At 69.1% G+C, this 14,813-nt stretch carries 12 protein-coding genes and 4 pseudogenes; 8 read left to right on the forward strand and 8 right to left on the reverse strand.

The genetic code is table 11. The features are described 5' to 3' along the window. Positions 1-213: 213 nt before the first annotated feature. From AB0H83_RS45240 to AB0H83_RS45255, 4 genes and pseudogenes are all read right to left on the reverse strand, one after another. The gene (locus tag AB0H83_RS45240) at positions 214-1,077 is read right to left on the reverse strand and encodes a hypothetical protein (RefSeq protein ID WP_360107875.1); all 864 of its coding nucleotides are present in this window, start codon (positions 1,075-1,077) and stop codon (positions 214-216) included. 8 nt (positions 1,078-1,085) lie between these two features. Next, the gene (locus AB0H83_RS45245; protein ID WP_360107878.1) at positions 1,086-2,750 is read right to left on the reverse strand and encodes an AMP-binding protein; all 1,665 of its coding nucleotides are present in this window, start codon (positions 2,748-2,750) and stop codon (positions 1,086-1,088) included. Positions 2,751-2,901: 151 nt separating this feature from the next. After that, a pseudogene (locus AB0H83_RS45250) lies at positions 2,902-3,132 on the reverse strand (GNAT family N-acetyltransferase); the annotation flags it as partial. A gap of 58 nt (positions 3,133-3,190) precedes the next feature. Then, complete coding sequence (locus tag AB0H83_RS45255) at positions 3,191-3,544, reverse strand: hypothetical protein (RefSeq protein WP_360107881.1); 354 nt, start codon at positions 3,542-3,544, stop codon at positions 3,191-3,193. A 717-nt stretch (positions 3,545-4,261) separates the two neighbouring features. Here AB0H83_RS45255 and AB0H83_RS45260 point away from each other — a divergent pair. After that, positions 4,262-5,917 carry an alpha-amylase family protein gene (locus AB0H83_RS45260; RefSeq protein ID WP_360107884.1) on the forward strand — a complete coding sequence of 552 codons (1,656 nt, stop codon included), beginning with the start codon at positions 4,262-4,264 and terminating at the stop codon, positions 5,915-5,917. A 150-nt stretch (positions 5,918-6,067) separates the two neighbouring features. Here the strand turns inward: AB0H83_RS45260 and AB0H83_RS45265 are convergent. From AB0H83_RS45265 to AB0H83_RS45275, 3 genes and pseudogenes are all read right to left on the reverse strand, one after another. Then, positions 6,068-6,484: pseudogene (locus AB0H83_RS45265) on the reverse strand (DDE-type integrase/transposase/recombinase); the annotation flags it as partial. A gap of 59 nt (positions 6,485-6,543) precedes the next feature. Further along, the gene (locus AB0H83_RS45270) at positions 6,544-6,711 is read right to left on the reverse strand and encodes a hypothetical protein (protein ID WP_360107887.1); all 168 of its coding nucleotides are present in this window, start codon (positions 6,709-6,711) and stop codon (positions 6,544-6,546) included. Between the two features lie 114 nt (positions 6,712-6,825). Next, entirely contained in the window at positions 6,826-6,951 is a 126-nt protein-coding gene (locus AB0H83_RS45275) for a hypothetical protein (protein ID WP_360107890.1), read from the reverse strand. A 35-nt stretch (positions 6,952-6,986) separates the two neighbouring features. Between AB0H83_RS45275 and AB0H83_RS45280 the strand changes: the two are divergent. Next, a pseudogene (locus tag AB0H83_RS45280) lies at positions 6,987-7,580 on the forward strand (IS630 family transposase); the annotation flags it as partial. Continuing rightward, positions 7,577-8,431: a hypothetical protein gene (locus AB0H83_RS45285; protein ID WP_360107892.1), complete on the forward strand. Its 855-nt coding sequence runs from the start codon at positions 7,577-7,579 to the stop codon at positions 8,429-8,431. The pseudogene AB0H83_RS45280 and the gene AB0H83_RS45285, both read left to right, overlap by 4 nt. A 2-nt stretch (positions 8,432-8,433) precedes the next feature. Here AB0H83_RS45285 and AB0H83_RS45290 read toward each other — a convergent pair whose 3' ends face one another. Continuing rightward, on the reverse strand, positions 8,434-9,732 hold the full coding sequence (locus tag AB0H83_RS45290; RefSeq protein ID WP_360107895.1) for an MFS transporter: 1,299 nt from the start codon (positions 9,730-9,732) through the stop codon (positions 8,434-8,436). A 176-nt stretch (positions 9,733-9,908) separates the two neighbouring features. Here AB0H83_RS45290 and AB0H83_RS45295 point away from each other — a divergent pair. From AB0H83_RS45295 to AB0H83_RS45315, 5 genes and pseudogenes are all read left to right on the forward strand, one after another. Further along, positions 9,909-11,298, forward strand: a pseudogene (locus AB0H83_RS45295) (IS1380 family transposase). 169 nt (positions 11,299-11,467) lie between these two features. Continuing rightward, a complete protein-coding gene (locus AB0H83_RS45300; RefSeq protein ID WP_360107897.1) occupies positions 11,468-12,211 on the forward strand; it encodes an ATP-binding cassette domain-containing protein in 744 nt (247 codons plus the stop codon). Between the two features lie 2 nt (positions 12,212-12,213). Continuing rightward, positions 12,214-13,479, forward strand: a complete 1,266-nt coding sequence (locus tag AB0H83_RS45305; RefSeq protein WP_360107900.1) for a hypothetical protein — start codon at positions 12,214-12,216, stop codon at positions 13,477-13,479. Then, entirely contained in the window at positions 13,476-14,150 is a 675-nt protein-coding gene (locus AB0H83_RS45310; protein ID WP_360107903.1) for a hypothetical protein, read from the forward strand. The genes AB0H83_RS45305 and AB0H83_RS45310 overlap by 4 nt, the downstream gene beginning before the upstream one ends. Positions 14,151-14,541: 391 nt before the next feature. Beyond that, entirely contained in the window at positions 14,542-14,808 is a 267-nt protein-coding gene (locus AB0H83_RS45315; RefSeq protein WP_360107906.1) for a hypothetical protein, read from the forward strand. Positions 14,809-14,813 lie beyond the last annotated feature (5 nt).

Consider the following 14,813-nt stretch of genomic DNA (forward strand, 5'->3'; position numbering starts at 1 on the left):
GACCGACCTCGCCGATCGGGCTCGGCGTGGCGGGCGAGTCGTCGTAGCGGTCTCGCCGGACCCGGCCGAGCAGCGGCACGCCTGGCTCTTCCTGCCGCGCACCACCGACGGGCTACGGTTCGGTTCAGGTGCCGTAGTGGGCTGCGAAGCCGACGGCCGCCAGCGTGGAGAAGGCGTAGCGGACGTACCCGGCGTAGGCCTTGATCATGATTGTCACCTCCCCTCTGCAACGGTGGAGATCGCGCGGTGTGCGAGCGGCTCCGCCAGCAGGTACTGCCGGGTTGTCCGCTCGTCGCCGCGAGTCAGATGCCAGTACAGGTACTGGACGACGGTGACCGGTCCGAGGAAGACCATCACGGGGATGGTGTGTCCGATCAGTCCGGTAGCCAGGAGCACCAGCACGGCGGTGAGGGTGCCGAGCCCGCAGGCCAGGGCCACCAGGCCGGCGGTACGGCCGTACGCACGGCGCAGCACCAGCGGAGCCAGCGTCGCCATCAGCAGGTCTCCCACACCGAGCAGCGTGCTGTGCTGCACGTCGTCGAGCGCCCAGGCTGCCATCGGGAACAGCGGCAGTCGGCTCAGATCGACAAACAGGTCGAACATGATCGTGAACTGCCAGGTCACGACGATGTCGTAGACCGTCAGTGCCGCGGCGAACACGGCGAGATGGCGGGCGCGTAATCCGCCCTGTGCCCACAGATTCGCTATCCCGATCACCATGAGCACGACGACCGCATCATTGACGACCAGGAACACCTCGCTGGTGACACCGGCAGCGAGCCCGATACCGACATCGGCACCGACCAGGGCGAGGCAGACGGCCCATCTCGTCGCGCCGCGCACGAGCGGCTCCAGGACCACCAACAGCCCGGCGAGTGTGAACACCGCGAGCACGACCGCGACAACGATGATCGGGATCGATCTGTAGATGTGCGGCAGCAGTGCGAATGCCGTCATCGCCACGGCGACGTCGCGCAGGTTGACCACACCGAACGGCGGGCGTGTCACGGCCAGATGCCGGAAGTACCACCAGCCGCCGACGACGGAACAGGCCGAGCAGAAGAGCACGACGAGCATCGGTGCGATCATGACCGGCGCTCCCCGCTGACGAGGTCTGCACTGACCGCATGGTCGTCTGGTCGGGACGCGGCGTCGGTGCCGGCGCCGGGACTGAGGTCGGCCTCGCGCAGATCGCAGCGCAGGGGTGCGGGTGAGCGCAGCAGCGCGGGATCCTCGACCAGCCGCAGCTCCACCAGCGGTACACCATGACGCTGCAGGGCGTCACCTATCTGGGTGCGCACCGCAGGTCCGGATGAGCGCACCACGACATCGACAGCGACGCCGGCGCCGGCCGCCCTGAAGCCGTATCGGGCGGGCAATGGCACCGCCTCGACCGACTCGAGGGCCTGCACCACATCGGCGGGGAACGTGTGGCCGGTGCCGTGCCGCACCGACAACCGCCGCCGGCCCAGCACCTCGGCGAGCGCCGGCAACCGCCGCAACTCGCACGACACCGGCCCGTCGACCGTGCGCACGACGTCTTCGGTGTCGTAGCGCAGCAGCGGGGTCGAGGTGCGGAACGGTGGCAGCGGCGTACCGACCAGCGTGCCGACCCCGCCCGGTGCAACCGGTTGCCCGTCGTCGATGCCCAGGACCTCCACGAAGCACACTGTCGGCTCGTAGTGCAGGTGCCCTTCCCCGCACCGCATGGCACCGAACGGCACCAGCTCGGTCAGGGCGTACGTCTCGACCACCTCGATCGGGCCGAACACCCGCTGTGCCCGCTCCCGTAGCCCACTGGAGACCACCTCGCCGTTGACCAGTACCCGTTCCAGGCCGAAGTCATCCGGCCGGTAACCGGCGGCAGGCGCGAGCTCGACGAGCTGGCCGAAGTAGGACGAGGACGCCGACATCACGGTGATGTGCGGCCGGTGCCCGGCGACGGGGCGATGCTGAGCAAGGATGCCCAGGGTGATGAGCGGGTCTACCATGCCGTTGAGCTGGACAGTGGCGCCGACCGCTGTGGCCGCGTCCGACAATGCCGAAACGCCCAGTACATTGCGCGCGCTGACGGCGACGAGCACCTGATCCTGGGCACGCACGGTGCCTGCCTGAAACGCTCCCATGGCCGACAACGCGCCGATCAGATGCAGCTCATCGGCGGAGAACCATACCGTCGTGGCGCGACCGGTCGTGCCGGTTGTCGTGCACCGGTGGGCCGGCCGGGCATCCGCGCGGAGAAACGCGTCCGGGTCCTGCCGCAACGCGCGCTTGGGTGTCACCGGCACAGTCGCGAAGGTGTCGTAGGTCAGCGATGCCGGGTCGAGACCAGCCGCGGCGAAGACATCGGCGTAGTAGCGGGTACGCCCCGCGCGTACTGCCTGTTTCCGCAACCGCCGGCCATGCACCGCGCGTCGCGCTGCGTCGTCGAGCGTCACCCCGCCGAGCAGGTCGTCGCCGCCGACCTGCGGACCGAACTCGTCGGCGGCGGCACGCATGCCGGCAAGCAGGCGGTCGAACGAGCGTCGCTGGAACGGCACCCCGAGGGCGATCGATGCGCCGAAGCGCAACGCCGCGTACGCAGTCTCCAACATGGCGGCCCCCGTAGGTCTCCATCGATCAGCTGCGATCCAGCTTGTACGAGCGGGCGACAGAACCCGTATAGAACCCGTATACAGGCCGCATGGTGCGGCACCGACGAGGACTTCGTTGCCGCACGGCCTGCGGACTGGACTCGTCCCCTTCGACACGACTGGTGCTGCTGCTGGGCGGTTTCGCATGGCGAAGGGAGGAGCTGTCGATCTTTTGTCTTTCTGGTTCATGGCGTTCAGCAGCCGACCACCGGGCTGAGCGACGCGGTTTGCCGACGCCCGTCGGCGAAGGTGACGTGCTCCGTGACCGTCATCGAGGCATCGCTCGGTACCTCACGGGTGCCGGGCATTTTAAGGCGGTTGCGACCTTGCGACCACGCCACTCGGAATGGGTCATCACATCCTGCACGTACAGGTCGGACGGTCGGTCTTGGCTTCGCATGGCGATCACGGCGCCGACGACGCGACCGCCCACGATCGCTAGTGGACACGTCGAAGCGAATAGCTCGGCGTACAGCCAGTAGTCCGATGCGGTGCGAGGACGTACGTAGGGCTCGCCGAGTTACATGCGCTGCTCGACGTCGGCGAGGACGGTCTTGTCAAGCGGTCGGATCTGCATCGGGCTCCTTGATGCTCCGGCGACGGACGAGGTCAACCAGCTGCCGTGCCGGGGCCGCCGGATCGACGGCCTCGGCTATACCGCGACCGACGATGAGGAGGTCCCAGTCGGGGGCGGCGACCACGCCATGGACGCTGGCGCTGAAGCCGCCGGAGACGGCGACGGCAGTCTGCTCCAAAGGCGCATCTGCCGTGACGAGTCCAGCGGAGTTCGGCCGCGGACGCCGAGGTCGATGTTGGTGGTGACGACGAACCCCGGCGATCGCCAACACCGGCAGCGTCTCGGCGGCCGGGACACCACCAAGACCGATGCGACTGTCACCGATCCACCGCACCGGCGGCACCTGCCGACCCGGACCGTACATCCGAGTGCTGCATCGATGCGCCAACGCCCGCAGAGGGCATCCCCGCCACCTGTCCGCCCATTGAAAGCTACCGCAGCTGTACCCGCAATGCCGGCGTGCAAAGCCGCCGAAGCGACCAAGCACGAACGCCCGCAGGTCACCGCAGCCGCAGCAACACCCCCGGCGGGAGTTGACCCGCGACGGGTTTGAGCTGTGGGCACCTGGTAGCCCCGAACAGCAGATGCCTCGGCATCAGCGAAATCCTCGCTGCCGTACTGCCCCATCGACTGCGGCGTGAGGCGACGCCACATGGTGGCGAAGCCGCTGGCTCCGCCACCGACGTCATTCACCGTTCGTCGCTGCAGGACGTGCGACGTGCACTAACCGCATGCAGAGCAGCGCGTTCAGCGTGCCCGCGGCGGGGCCCTCGACGGCGTCGGTCGGCGCGACGCACGGACGAAGCCGGTGATGGCGGCCCGAGCGAGCCGAGGCGGCGCCCGACCAGCAGTGCCGCAACACCGACTCGGTCAACGGCAGCAATCACCGGCACCGCGGATCGGTGATCGGGCACAACCTGTGCACGGGTGTCCCCGACCGCGAGCCCTTCTCAGCGTCACGGCATCCCACCTGCTGGATCGGCCCGAGGGTAGCGGTCATCGAGCCTGGGTACCACGTATGGATTGATTGCAGTCGACCCGGAGGTCCACGTTGAGTGAGCGCTGGTACCGCAACGCGGTGATCTACAGCTTGGACGTGCGCGCGTTCCAGGATTCCAACGGCGACGGCGTCGGCGACCTACAAGGCGTGATCAGCCGCATCGACTACCTGAGCCGGCTCGGCGTCAACACCATCTGGCTGGGACCGATCCACCCGAGCCCATGGCGCGACGGTGGCTACGACGTCACCGACCACTACGGCATCCACCCGGCGCTGGGCAGCCTCGGCGACTTCGCCGAACTCATGAACGTCGCCGACGAACGCGGCCTGCGCGTCATGCTCGACCTGGTCCTCAACCACACCAGCGACGAACATCCATGGTTCACCTCCGCCCGGTCCGACCCCCGCTCCCCGTACCGCGACTGGTACGTGTGGTCCGAGGACGAACCGGCCGACCGCACCGAAGGCATGGTGTTCCCCGGCGTGCAGGAAACCACCTGGACGTACAGCGACCAGGCCGGCGCCTGGTACCACCACCGCTTCTACGACTTCCAACCCGACCTCAACATCTGCAACCCTGAAGTCCGAGACGAACTCGCCAAGATCGTGTCGTTCTGGCAGCGGCTCGGCGTCAGCGGCTTCCGCATCGACGCCGCACCGTTCACCATCGAACAGACCAAGCCGGGCGGCGACCCGACCGACCGCGACTACGATTTCCTGACCGAACTGCGGGAGAAGACCTCGTGGCGGCGAGGCGACGCCGTGTTCCTCGCCGAGGCCAACGTCCAGCGCGACGAACTGATGGAGTTCTTCGGCAACGCCGACGGCGCCGCGAACCGGCTGCAGATGCTCTTCGCGTTCGAGCTCAACGAAGCGCTCATGCTCGCCCTGGCCAAACAAGACCCGAAAGCCGTCCAAGAGGCGCTGGCGACCCTGCCTGCCCTGCCGCGGCACGGGCAGTGGGCCACTTTCCTGCGCAACCACGACGAGGTCGACCTGTCCGGCCTCGACGAACAGGACCGGCAGGACGTCCTCGACGCGTTCGGCCCGCAACGGCGCCACCAGCTCTACGAACGTGGCATCCGCCGCCGCCTCGCCCCGATGCTCGACGGCGACCAACGGCGGCTTCGCATGGCCTACAGCCTGCAGTTCACCATGCCCGGCACCCCGGTGCTGCGCTACGGCGACGAGATCGGTATGGGCGAGAACCTCCACCTGCCTGAACGCGACGCCATCCGCACACCGATGCAATGGTCCGCCACCGCCCACGCCGGCTTCACCACCGCCGACGTCGCCGACGCCGCGCTCATCCGGCCCGTCATCGACGACGGGCCCTTCTCCCACCAACACGTCAACGTCACCGACCAACGCCGCGACCCCGACTCGCTGCTCGTGTGGTTCGAACGGATGCTGCACACCCTGCGCGAATGCGAAGAGATCGGCGTCGGTGAGCACGACCTGATCCCCGTCGACCCAACCCCGGTCCTCGCCCACCGCGCGGAGGCGCCCAGCGGGACGGTCATCTTCGTCCACAACCTCACCGACCAGCCCATGCGGGTCGCATTGCCGCCAGACCTCGAGCACGACGACCACCCCGTCGAAGTGTTCAGCAACCGCGAGTACGACTCCCTGGACCTGCGAAATCTCGAACTCGACGGATACGGCTTCCGCTGGATTCGGCTACGCCGCACGCATGCCCGCCGCTGACGACATCGAGGAACCCGCGCGCCTGATGCGTTGCTGACCTCGCACGTCAGCTCGGCGCTGTTGGGCGACGTCGAGTACCCCGGCAACCGCCACCACGGTCGGTGCGTCTGGGGTGGAGGTCACGGACAGCTGCAGGATCGCGGCGCTGCACTACCACGACGCCGACGCGGCGGCCCGGCCCGCCACGTCCGGCTGACCTCTGCGTCGGCAAGCGCATCGACGCTGTGCAGCAGGCCGGGCCGGCCGAAAGGGCCCAGCCGCGCAGGGGCTCAGCGGACCTTGGGGCACCGTCGAAGAGCTCGTGTGCATCCTGGGCGCGGTGCCAGGTACTCCCGAAGGGGTGCGTTGACCGGCTGGTTGCCGAAGTCGGCACTGAGGACTGGATGCGGTTGAGGGGACCAGCTCATCGAGGACCGCTGGGTACACCGGCGCCGCGTCGGTGATGACCTCGGTGGGTCGCACCTTCAACGGGGTCATCGCCCGGCGGAAGAAACGTCGTGCCGCCGAGGCATCGCGGTGCTTGGAGACGAGTACGTCGATGACCTGGCCGTGCTGATCGACGGCGCGGCTCTACGGCGAGCACCAGGACCGCTGCGTCGTGGTCGAGGACCCGAGTCCTGGTGCATCTACATCGAGCGGGCCGACGAGGGCGTGGTACTGACGCGACCGGGACGGGTGCCCGACACCCGTCCCCCGTCGCCCTCCCCCACCACGCCGGCCAGCAACGCGAGGACCTGCTCCCGCAGGGCCGGTGCGACAGGGCCAGGCCCAAGCAGCTGCTCGAGCCTGGTCACGATCGCATCCGCCGGCCGCTTGTCCGCCACTCCTGCGCGCGAATAAGCACAGAGAGAGCCGCGCCCGAGGTGCGGCCAGTTCAATATCGACAGCTACTGCCCGGTGGGCAGGGGTCATGAGAAGAAGAGGACGGCTGCGAGCCCGGCGATCGACGCTATGACGCCGAAGGTAGCGGCGACGACGGCCGAGCCGAAGGCCACCACGAGCGCTGAGCCGCGCATGCCGGCGAGGTAGCACACAGCGATGATGCGGACTTCGCAAAAAAAGAGCAGCGGTCGTCGAGCTCTACACCCACCCGCCGAAGCAGACCACGGTGGTCTGCGCCGACGAGCTCGGGCCGGTGATCCCGCGCACGTTCCCGCCCGCGGCGGGCTGGTCGCCCGACGGCCACCGGATCAAAGCGCCCCTGGAGTACTCCCGGGGCAGCGACAAGCTGTGGGTGTTCGGCGGTCTGCGTATCCGCGACCGCACCGAGGTCACCTACTGCGCCGCATCCCGCAACAGCGACGGCTGGATCCAGTTGCTGACCCGCATCGCCGAGGCCAACCCCCGCGGCCCGATCCGGGTGGTCACCGACAACCTCTCCAGCCACACCAGCGGCAAGGTCCGCCAGTGGCTGACCCGGCATCCCCGCATCCAGCAGGTGTTCATCCCGAAACGAGCCTATTGGATGAACATGGCGGAGGGCTGGTGGCGGCTGCTGCGCCGGGCCGCGTTCGCCGGACAGACCTTCGCCGACACCGACGAGATCACCCACGCCGTGGACGTGGCCACCGCCCAGCTCAACACCCACGCCAACCCCTGGATCTGGGGACGCCCGGCACCACCGACCCGCACACTATGCCGCAAGTTCGTGTACTGCCTTTGAGGAACTACGCACTAGTCGGTTCGGCGATCGTCATCTCCAGCGTCGCCGTCTACGCCGACCGCACCGGGCAGCACTTCTACGACCCGAACGGCGGCTGGCCGGACCTGCCGCCGGCGGTCACCGAGGACCAGCCCACGATCCCCGCCGGGGACGAGAACTACGGCGCCCGGACGGTGGCGCTGGAGCAGACGCTGCTGCGCGCGGAGCGGTTCCCGGTGACGGTGCTGCGGCCCGGCTCCATCCACGGCCGTTTCGGGCACTATCCGCGGGAGTGGTACTTCGTCAAGCGGGCGCTAGACCGCCGGCCGTTCCGGATCCTGTCGCAGGGCGGGCGGAGCCGCTTCCACACCATGGCCGCGGTCAACCTCGCCGAGCTGATCCGGCTCGCCGCCGAGCGGCCCGGCAACCGGGTGCTCAACGCGGGTGATCCCGAGCCGCCGACCGTCCGGCAGATCGCGGCGACCATCTTCGCGGTGGTCGGGCACGAGGCGGAGGAGATCATCGTCGCGGGCGACCCGCCGAGCCCGTCGGTCGGCGACACCCTGCGGACGGTACCGCGGGCGGTCGTGATGGACATGTCCCGGGCGGCCGTGGAACTGGGCTACCGGCCGGTGGCCCACTACGCGGACGCGGTGCCGGACGCGGTGCCGGACGCGGTGCCGGACGCGGTGCCGGACGCGGTGCCGGACGCGGTGCCGGACGCGGTGCCGGACGCGGTGGACTGGATGGTGCGCGCGACCCGGGACGCGGAGTGGGAGGACGTGTTCGCGTACTTCTACGCCAACCAGGGCGACGCGGCGTTCGACTACGACGCCGAGGACCGGTGGGTGGCGTCACACCACCGCCGGTGAGCTCAGCGCGGCCCTGCCCGGTCGGCTTCGATCTCCGGCTCCGGCTCGGGTTCCAGGGTGGTCTCCAGCTGGCGGAACCTGCGGATCACCGGCATCGCGAGCAGGGCGCCGTTGGCCAGGACCTGCCAGCCGACGCCGATCACCAGCACTGCCTCGATCGAGGTGGCTTCGGCGACCGGTCCGCTCGCGGCGAGGCCGAGCGGACCGAGGGAGAACGCCCCGAGCGCGACGTAGGAACGGATCCGCGACAGCGCGTCCGCCGGGACCCGCTGCTGGACCGCGGTGGAGAAGACGGCGCTGAACGTGGTGCTGCCGAAGCCGGCCAGGAACGCCGCGACCACCACCGCGGCGAGCGGCGCCCGCAACGCCAGCGCCGCGGACGGTGCGGCCCAGGCGATCGTGACCGTGGTGGCGAGCACCAGCGGCCGGGACGGGCGGCGGCCGAGCATCGCCGCGCCGCCGACGATGGCGCCGACGCCGTACACCGCCATGACGATGCCCCAGGCCCCACCGCCGCCGTAGTGCGACTGCATCTGCACCGGGCCCAGGACCAGGAACGGCGCCCAGACGAGCAGGTTGAACATCGTGAACTGCAGCGTGATCGCCCACAGCCAGCGCTGCGAGCGGAACAACGTCCACCCCTGCCGCAGCTGACGCAACATCGACGGTCGGCCCTCGCCGGAGGTGTCCTGCAGATGCTTGTCCTGTACCCGCAGCAGCAGCACCGTGGTGACGCTGATGCCGTAGCCGGCGGCGCAGACCAGCAGCGCGGAGACCGGACCGGCGACCGCGACGAGCACACCGGCGATGGCGGGGCCGCCCACCGCCGCCGCGGAGCGCAGCAGCCCGAGCAGCGCGTTGGCGTCATGCAGCTGTTCGGTGGTGGCGAGCTCGGGCACGAGGCCTTCGAAGGCCGGCTCGAACAGCGCCTCGCTGAAGCCGACGAACGCGCACAGCGCCAGCACCGCCGCCAGCGGCGCCTGGTCGAACAGGAAGCACGCGGCCAGACCGAACTGCCCGAGCAGCCGCAGCGAGTCGGCCACGGCCAGCACGTAGCGGCGCGGGAACCGGTCGCCGATCACGCCGCCGCCGAGCAGGAACAGCGTCAGCGGCAGAATCCGGGCGGCCAGCACGAGGCTCAGGTCCGACAGCGAGCCGCCACGCGACAGCATCGCGAAGGTGAGCACGACGGCCGCCATGTTGGCACCGAGCAACGAGGACGCGAACCCCGCGGCGAAGATCCGGAAGTTTCGTTGCTGCAGCAGGACCAGACTGTTGCGATCGAATCCGATCAGACGCACGACGAGAACCCTCCCCCACCACCGCGTAGCCCAGACTGCTCACGTACATCATCTAACTCAATCCACCGACGAACGTTGAGGTCACAGGCTGAGACGGGCATGGGAAATGCCCTCCGACCTGGAAGGATGGGAGTTGTCTAGGCTTCCGCCATCCGGGTCGAGAGGGCATCTCGTAGGTGCGATTGTTACATGCCCGCCGCGCGGTGGGCGCGGTGTTCGACGACGCGAATCTGGTGTCGTGTGCCGGGCTGGTCCCGGTGATGGGGTTGGCCGAGCGGGTCGATCTGGCCGGGCTGGTCCAGCGCCGGGTGCGGCCGGACATGTCGACCGGGTCGAACCCGGGTGGCAAGGCCGCTGCGGTCGTGGCGGGGATGTGCGCCGGTGCGGACAGCATCGAGGACCTGGACGTGTTGCGGCACGGCGGGATGGGCAAGCTGTTCGCCGGGGTGTACGCGCCGTCGACGCTGGGTTCGTTCCTGCGGTTCTTCACCTGGGGTCACGCCCTGCAGTTGGAGGCCGCTGCCCGGGACCTGCTGACCGCGCTCGCCGTGCGGACGCCGCTGCTGCCCGGAGCGTCAAGGCAAACGTATGTGGACGTGGATTCGTTGCTGCGCCGCGTCTACGGCCACGCGAAGCAGGGCGCGTCGTTCGGGCACGCCAAGGTCGGTGGGTACAGCGTCAGGTTGCGTGGCCTGTCGCCGCTGGTCGCCACGATCAGCACCGCCGGGTCGGCGCCGGTGATCGCCGCGACCAGGCTGCGGGGCGGCAGCGCAGGTTCCGGCCGCGGCGCGGCATCGCTGATCCGGCAGGCGATCGGCACCGCGCGGGCCTGCGGTGCCACCAGCCGGGTCCTGGTCCGCGCCGACTCCGCGTTCGGATCCGGTGTCGTGGTGTCGGCCTGCCGCAGGTCCGGGGTGAACTACTCCGTGACGCTGCAGTCCAACAGCAAGATCCGGGCGGCGATCGCCGCCATCGACGAGACCGCCTGGACCGCGGTGCGCTACCCCGGCGGCGTCTACGACGAGGAGACCGGTTGCTGGGTCTCCGACGCGCAGGTCCGAAACCACCTACACCGCGTTCGAGACCAGCAGCCACAAGGTCACCGCCCGGCTCGTCGTGCGCCGGGTCAAGGAACGCAACCCCGCACCCGAAGGGCAGGAGGAACTGTTCCCGCTCGGGCGGCATCACGCGTTCCTCACCGACACCGACGAGTCCACAGTGGACGCGGACCTGACCCACCGCGGGCACGCCATCATCGAACAGGTCTTCGCCGACCTCATCGACGGACCCCTCGCCCACCTGCCCTCCGGCCGGTTCGCCGCCAACGCCGCCTGGCTCACCCTGACCGCGATGGCCCACAACCTGCTGCGCGCCGCCGGCTGCATCATCGGACCCCGCTACGGCACCGCACGGGCCGCCACCATCCGCCGGCACCTGATCAACATCCCCGCCCGGATCGCCCGCCGAGCGCAACGCCTCGTGCTGCACCTGCCCGTCCACTGGCCCTGGCAACAGCACTGGCAGACCCTCTTCGAGCACATCCACCCACCACCCACCACCGCCTGAACCCCGACCAACCTGCCCCGCCCCGGGGCCCGATCACCACCACGGAGCACGCCGGAGCGCCCGGCGGAACAGCCACACCCACCGGCCGACACATCAACAAGCCTCAATCAAATGCCATCACAGGCTGCCGAACCCAAGATCGTCGGTGGATTGAGGCTAAGGTGGTTGGGTGTCTGTACTGATCACGGGATGTTCCTTCCAGTACCGTAAGAGCGTTGCCGTCTTCCGTAACCTGAACCTTGAATTCCAGCCAGGCGCGACCGTCGTCCTGGGTCCGAACGGGGCCGGTAAGTCCACATTGCTCTCCCTGATCGTGGGACTCCTGCAACCCGACTCCGGCACTGTCCGCGTCGGCGATCTCGCCAGCCACGTTCGGCGTACCCGGCCCCAGTACCGACGCTCCGTCGGATGGCTCCCGCAGAACGTCACCGCGATGCCCGGCCTGAAGGTGCGCGAACAGGTCGCTTACGCCGGCCCGCTGAAGGGACTCAGCCGTCGCGACGCCTGGGACAGTGCCGCCCGGGCACTCCATCGGGTGGCCATGCTTGACTTGGCGGACCGGCCCAGCAGGGCGCTTTCCGGCGGCCAACTGCGTCGCGTCGGGATCGCTCAGACTCTCGTGCACGACGCACGGCTCGTCGTCATGGACGAACCCTCCGCCGGCCTGGACCCGCGACAGCGACGGAGTCTGCGCGACGTGCTGAACGCGGTGGCCGGTGACGTCGACGTGCTGGTGTCAACGCACCAGACTGAGGACATCAGCGACGTGTACCAGCACGTAGCCGTCCTGAATCACGGTGTGGTGCGCTACCACGGCACGGTGCCGTCTTTCTTGGCGCTCGCCAAGCCAGGCACGGAATCGTCGCGGCAAGCGGAGGACGCGTACATCCGGCTCGTCGGCGCATCGGAATGACCATGCGCACGCTCTACTCCTGGCGCACCCGCGCCGAGACGTACGCGACCGTGCCCATGCTGGCCCTGGTGCTGCTGCAGGGTGCGGCGGTGGTCGACACCGCCACGCCCGGATACAGGACCGCCGCCACGGCAAAAGCAGACCTGATGCTGTTTATCGTGGTGCCGCTGTGCGCGGCGTGCGCGGCGTGGGAGGGTGCCCGACACAGGATCGGTCGCATCGACACGTTGACCATTGCCCGCCGGTCCTGGCAGGTCGCGCTCATTGCCGTCGCCCCGACGTTGGTGATGGGCCTGTTGGGGATCGCCGCCGCCGTCGCGGCGACAGCGCCGGCCGCAGCGGGCGCACCGGGCCTCCCCGACCCATGGCTGATAGCTGTCTATCTGCTGGTATTGGCTGGTCATACGATAGTCGGCTACGGCCTCGGCCGATGGCTGTCACCGGCCCTCGCCCTGCCGATCAGTTTGGCCGGCTCGTACGTCTGGCTGGCCTACCCGGCCGCGATCGAACCCTTCTGGATCCGTCACCTCAATGGGCTCTCCTTCGAGGGCTGCTGTGCAATCGACCAGAGCCCATCGCCGAGGGCTCTGTTGGCCACCGCCCTGTTCGCGGTCGCACTTGGCGCGGGCGTATTGATCGCCTTGGCAGGCACCCGCCGGATGCGCGCGGGTGGGGCCGCGACGTTGGCGGTACTGCTTGTCGTGGCGGCCACGGTGGCTTTGCCGCTGGGACCGTCCGCCGGGGCACCCCGCACCGGAGCGGTCCGGTGCGATGGAAGCAGGCCAGTGCTGTGCCTGTGGCCCGAGCAGGAGGGCTCCCGTAGCCTCATTCACGCCGCTCTCACCTCGGCGTACGCGCGGCTGGTCGATGTCGGCATGCCGCTGCCCGCGGTTGTCACCACCAAGGATGCCGAAACGCCGGATGCCATCTTCGTCGTCCTGGCGGCGCGACCACAGCGCCGGGGTGTCGTGCTCAGCCTGGTTGCCAGCGCCGTGCCCGACACTGTGCCGGACTGTGCCACGCGCGGTGAGTGGCCGGGCGCGAACAACCGGGGCGCGTTGATGGTCTGGATGGCGTTGGCCGCCGGCGTGCCGACATCGGATCTGGGTGACGTCGCACCGCCGGAGTTCATCGACCTGGCCTCGCGTGTACGTCAACTGACCAACGAGCAACAGCTCGCGTGGTACCACGCGAATCTGGCTCCACTGAAGGATTGCAGCGTCCAGCCCCAGCTCGACCCGTCCGCCTTCCAGGACGGTGCCGGGTGATCTGGTGGTGGCGGACCCGCGCCCTGACCGCGGTCAGCATCGCCTTCCTCGCCAGTCTGGTCGCTGGAATGGTGGTTGGCGGCGAGGTCCTGCCGCTGCCGAGCATGGCTGGTTCCCTGCTGGTGCCGGTCGTCTTCGCCTTGTTGCTGCCGCTCGTGCCGATCATTCTCCTCTGGTACGGCGTGGACCGAAGCAGCGGAGATCTCGACGCTACGGCGGTACGGGCAATGGCGGCCCGCGATCTTTCGGTGGCCGCCACCATGATGCTCGCAACCGCGGCGACCGTGGGCGTCACCTCCGCCGCTGGTTGGTGGGACCTGGGCCCCGGCTACCTGCGGAACCTCATTGGCTGTCTTGGCCTGGCACAGATCGTCGCCCCGCTGACCGGTTCGCGGTTCGCGGCGATCGCCCCGGTCGCCGCTGTGATCATCAGCGCGCTGTTCGGCACCGGGAATGGTGGTCTGGTGCGTTGGTGGGCGTGGCCGATCGCCGACGCCCGCGCCCACCTGGCGTTCATCGAGGCGCTACTCCTGATGGTGCTTGGCGGGGCCGTCGCGTTGTGCGGCGTCGGCCGAACTCGGCGCCGCCGACTTCTACCCCCACCCCCCCCACGCGAAGGGAAACGGTCGCACTCCGGGCACCTGGGGCCGGTAAGCCATGAAAAGCTGTAGGCGATTGAGACGGATACTCTGATCCGTCTGCGTTCGCCTCCTCAGCAGGCAACACGGTCGGCGGCGCCCCGAGGACGAACGGGCCACGATGCAGATGTGTCCGTCCCGCTGGACGCTGACCGGCGGCTGCCGGGGCGGGAGTTTCACGTCGCGAGGGCGTGAGAGGGATGGTGGTGCTTCCGCCTGGAAGACGATGGTCCCGGGAGGTCTTGGCGATGCGTCGGACCGGCCCATCGACCGTCTTGATGGTGCGAGTCGTTCCGGTCCTTCGGTGCCGGCGGGTGTGGGCTTGACAAGGAGTCCTCGGGCGGCGATCCGGCTTCACTGCTGAGTACCCTGGACCGATGGCAGCGACTGGTTCTCCTCGCCGCGGCGCATCGTGCTGCCGCTCATGGTCCCCGGCCTGACCGTCGTGCTGCTCTTCACGTTCGTCCTGCAGTGGGGCAACTTCTTCGTCCCGCACATCCTGCTGCTCAGCCCCGAGAAGCAGCCCGCCGCTGTGCCCATCTACACGTTCTTCTCCCAGTACGGCCAGGTCGCCTACGGCCAGCTCGCCGCATTCTCCATCCTCCACACCGCCCCCGTGCTCCTGCTCTACCCCGCACTGTCCAAAGTGCTCGGCGAGGCGTTCAGCCTCACCGGCGCAGTGAAAGGCTGAACCAG

The sequence above is a fragment of the Dactylosporangium sp. NPDC050688 genome (assembly GCF_040654515.1).
Lineage (GTDB): Bacteria > Actinomycetota > Actinomycetes > Mycobacteriales > Micromonosporaceae > Dactylosporangium.

What these genes read in the sequence shown, in the direction of transcription:
- AB0H83_RS45315 (WP_360107906.1), top strand. Translation starts at nt 14,542, where the DNA reads ATGGTCCCCGGCCTGACCGTCGTGCTGCTCTTCACGTTCGTCCTGCAG.
- AB0H83_RS45305 (WP_360107900.1), top strand. Translation starts at nt 12,214, where the DNA reads ATGCGCACGCTCTACTCCTGGCGCACCCGCGCCGAGACGTACGCGACC.
- AB0H83_RS45240 (WP_360107875.1), bottom strand. Translation starts at nt 1,077, where the DNA reads ATGCTCGTCGTGCTCTTCTGCTCGGCCTGTTCCGTCGTCGGCGGCTGG.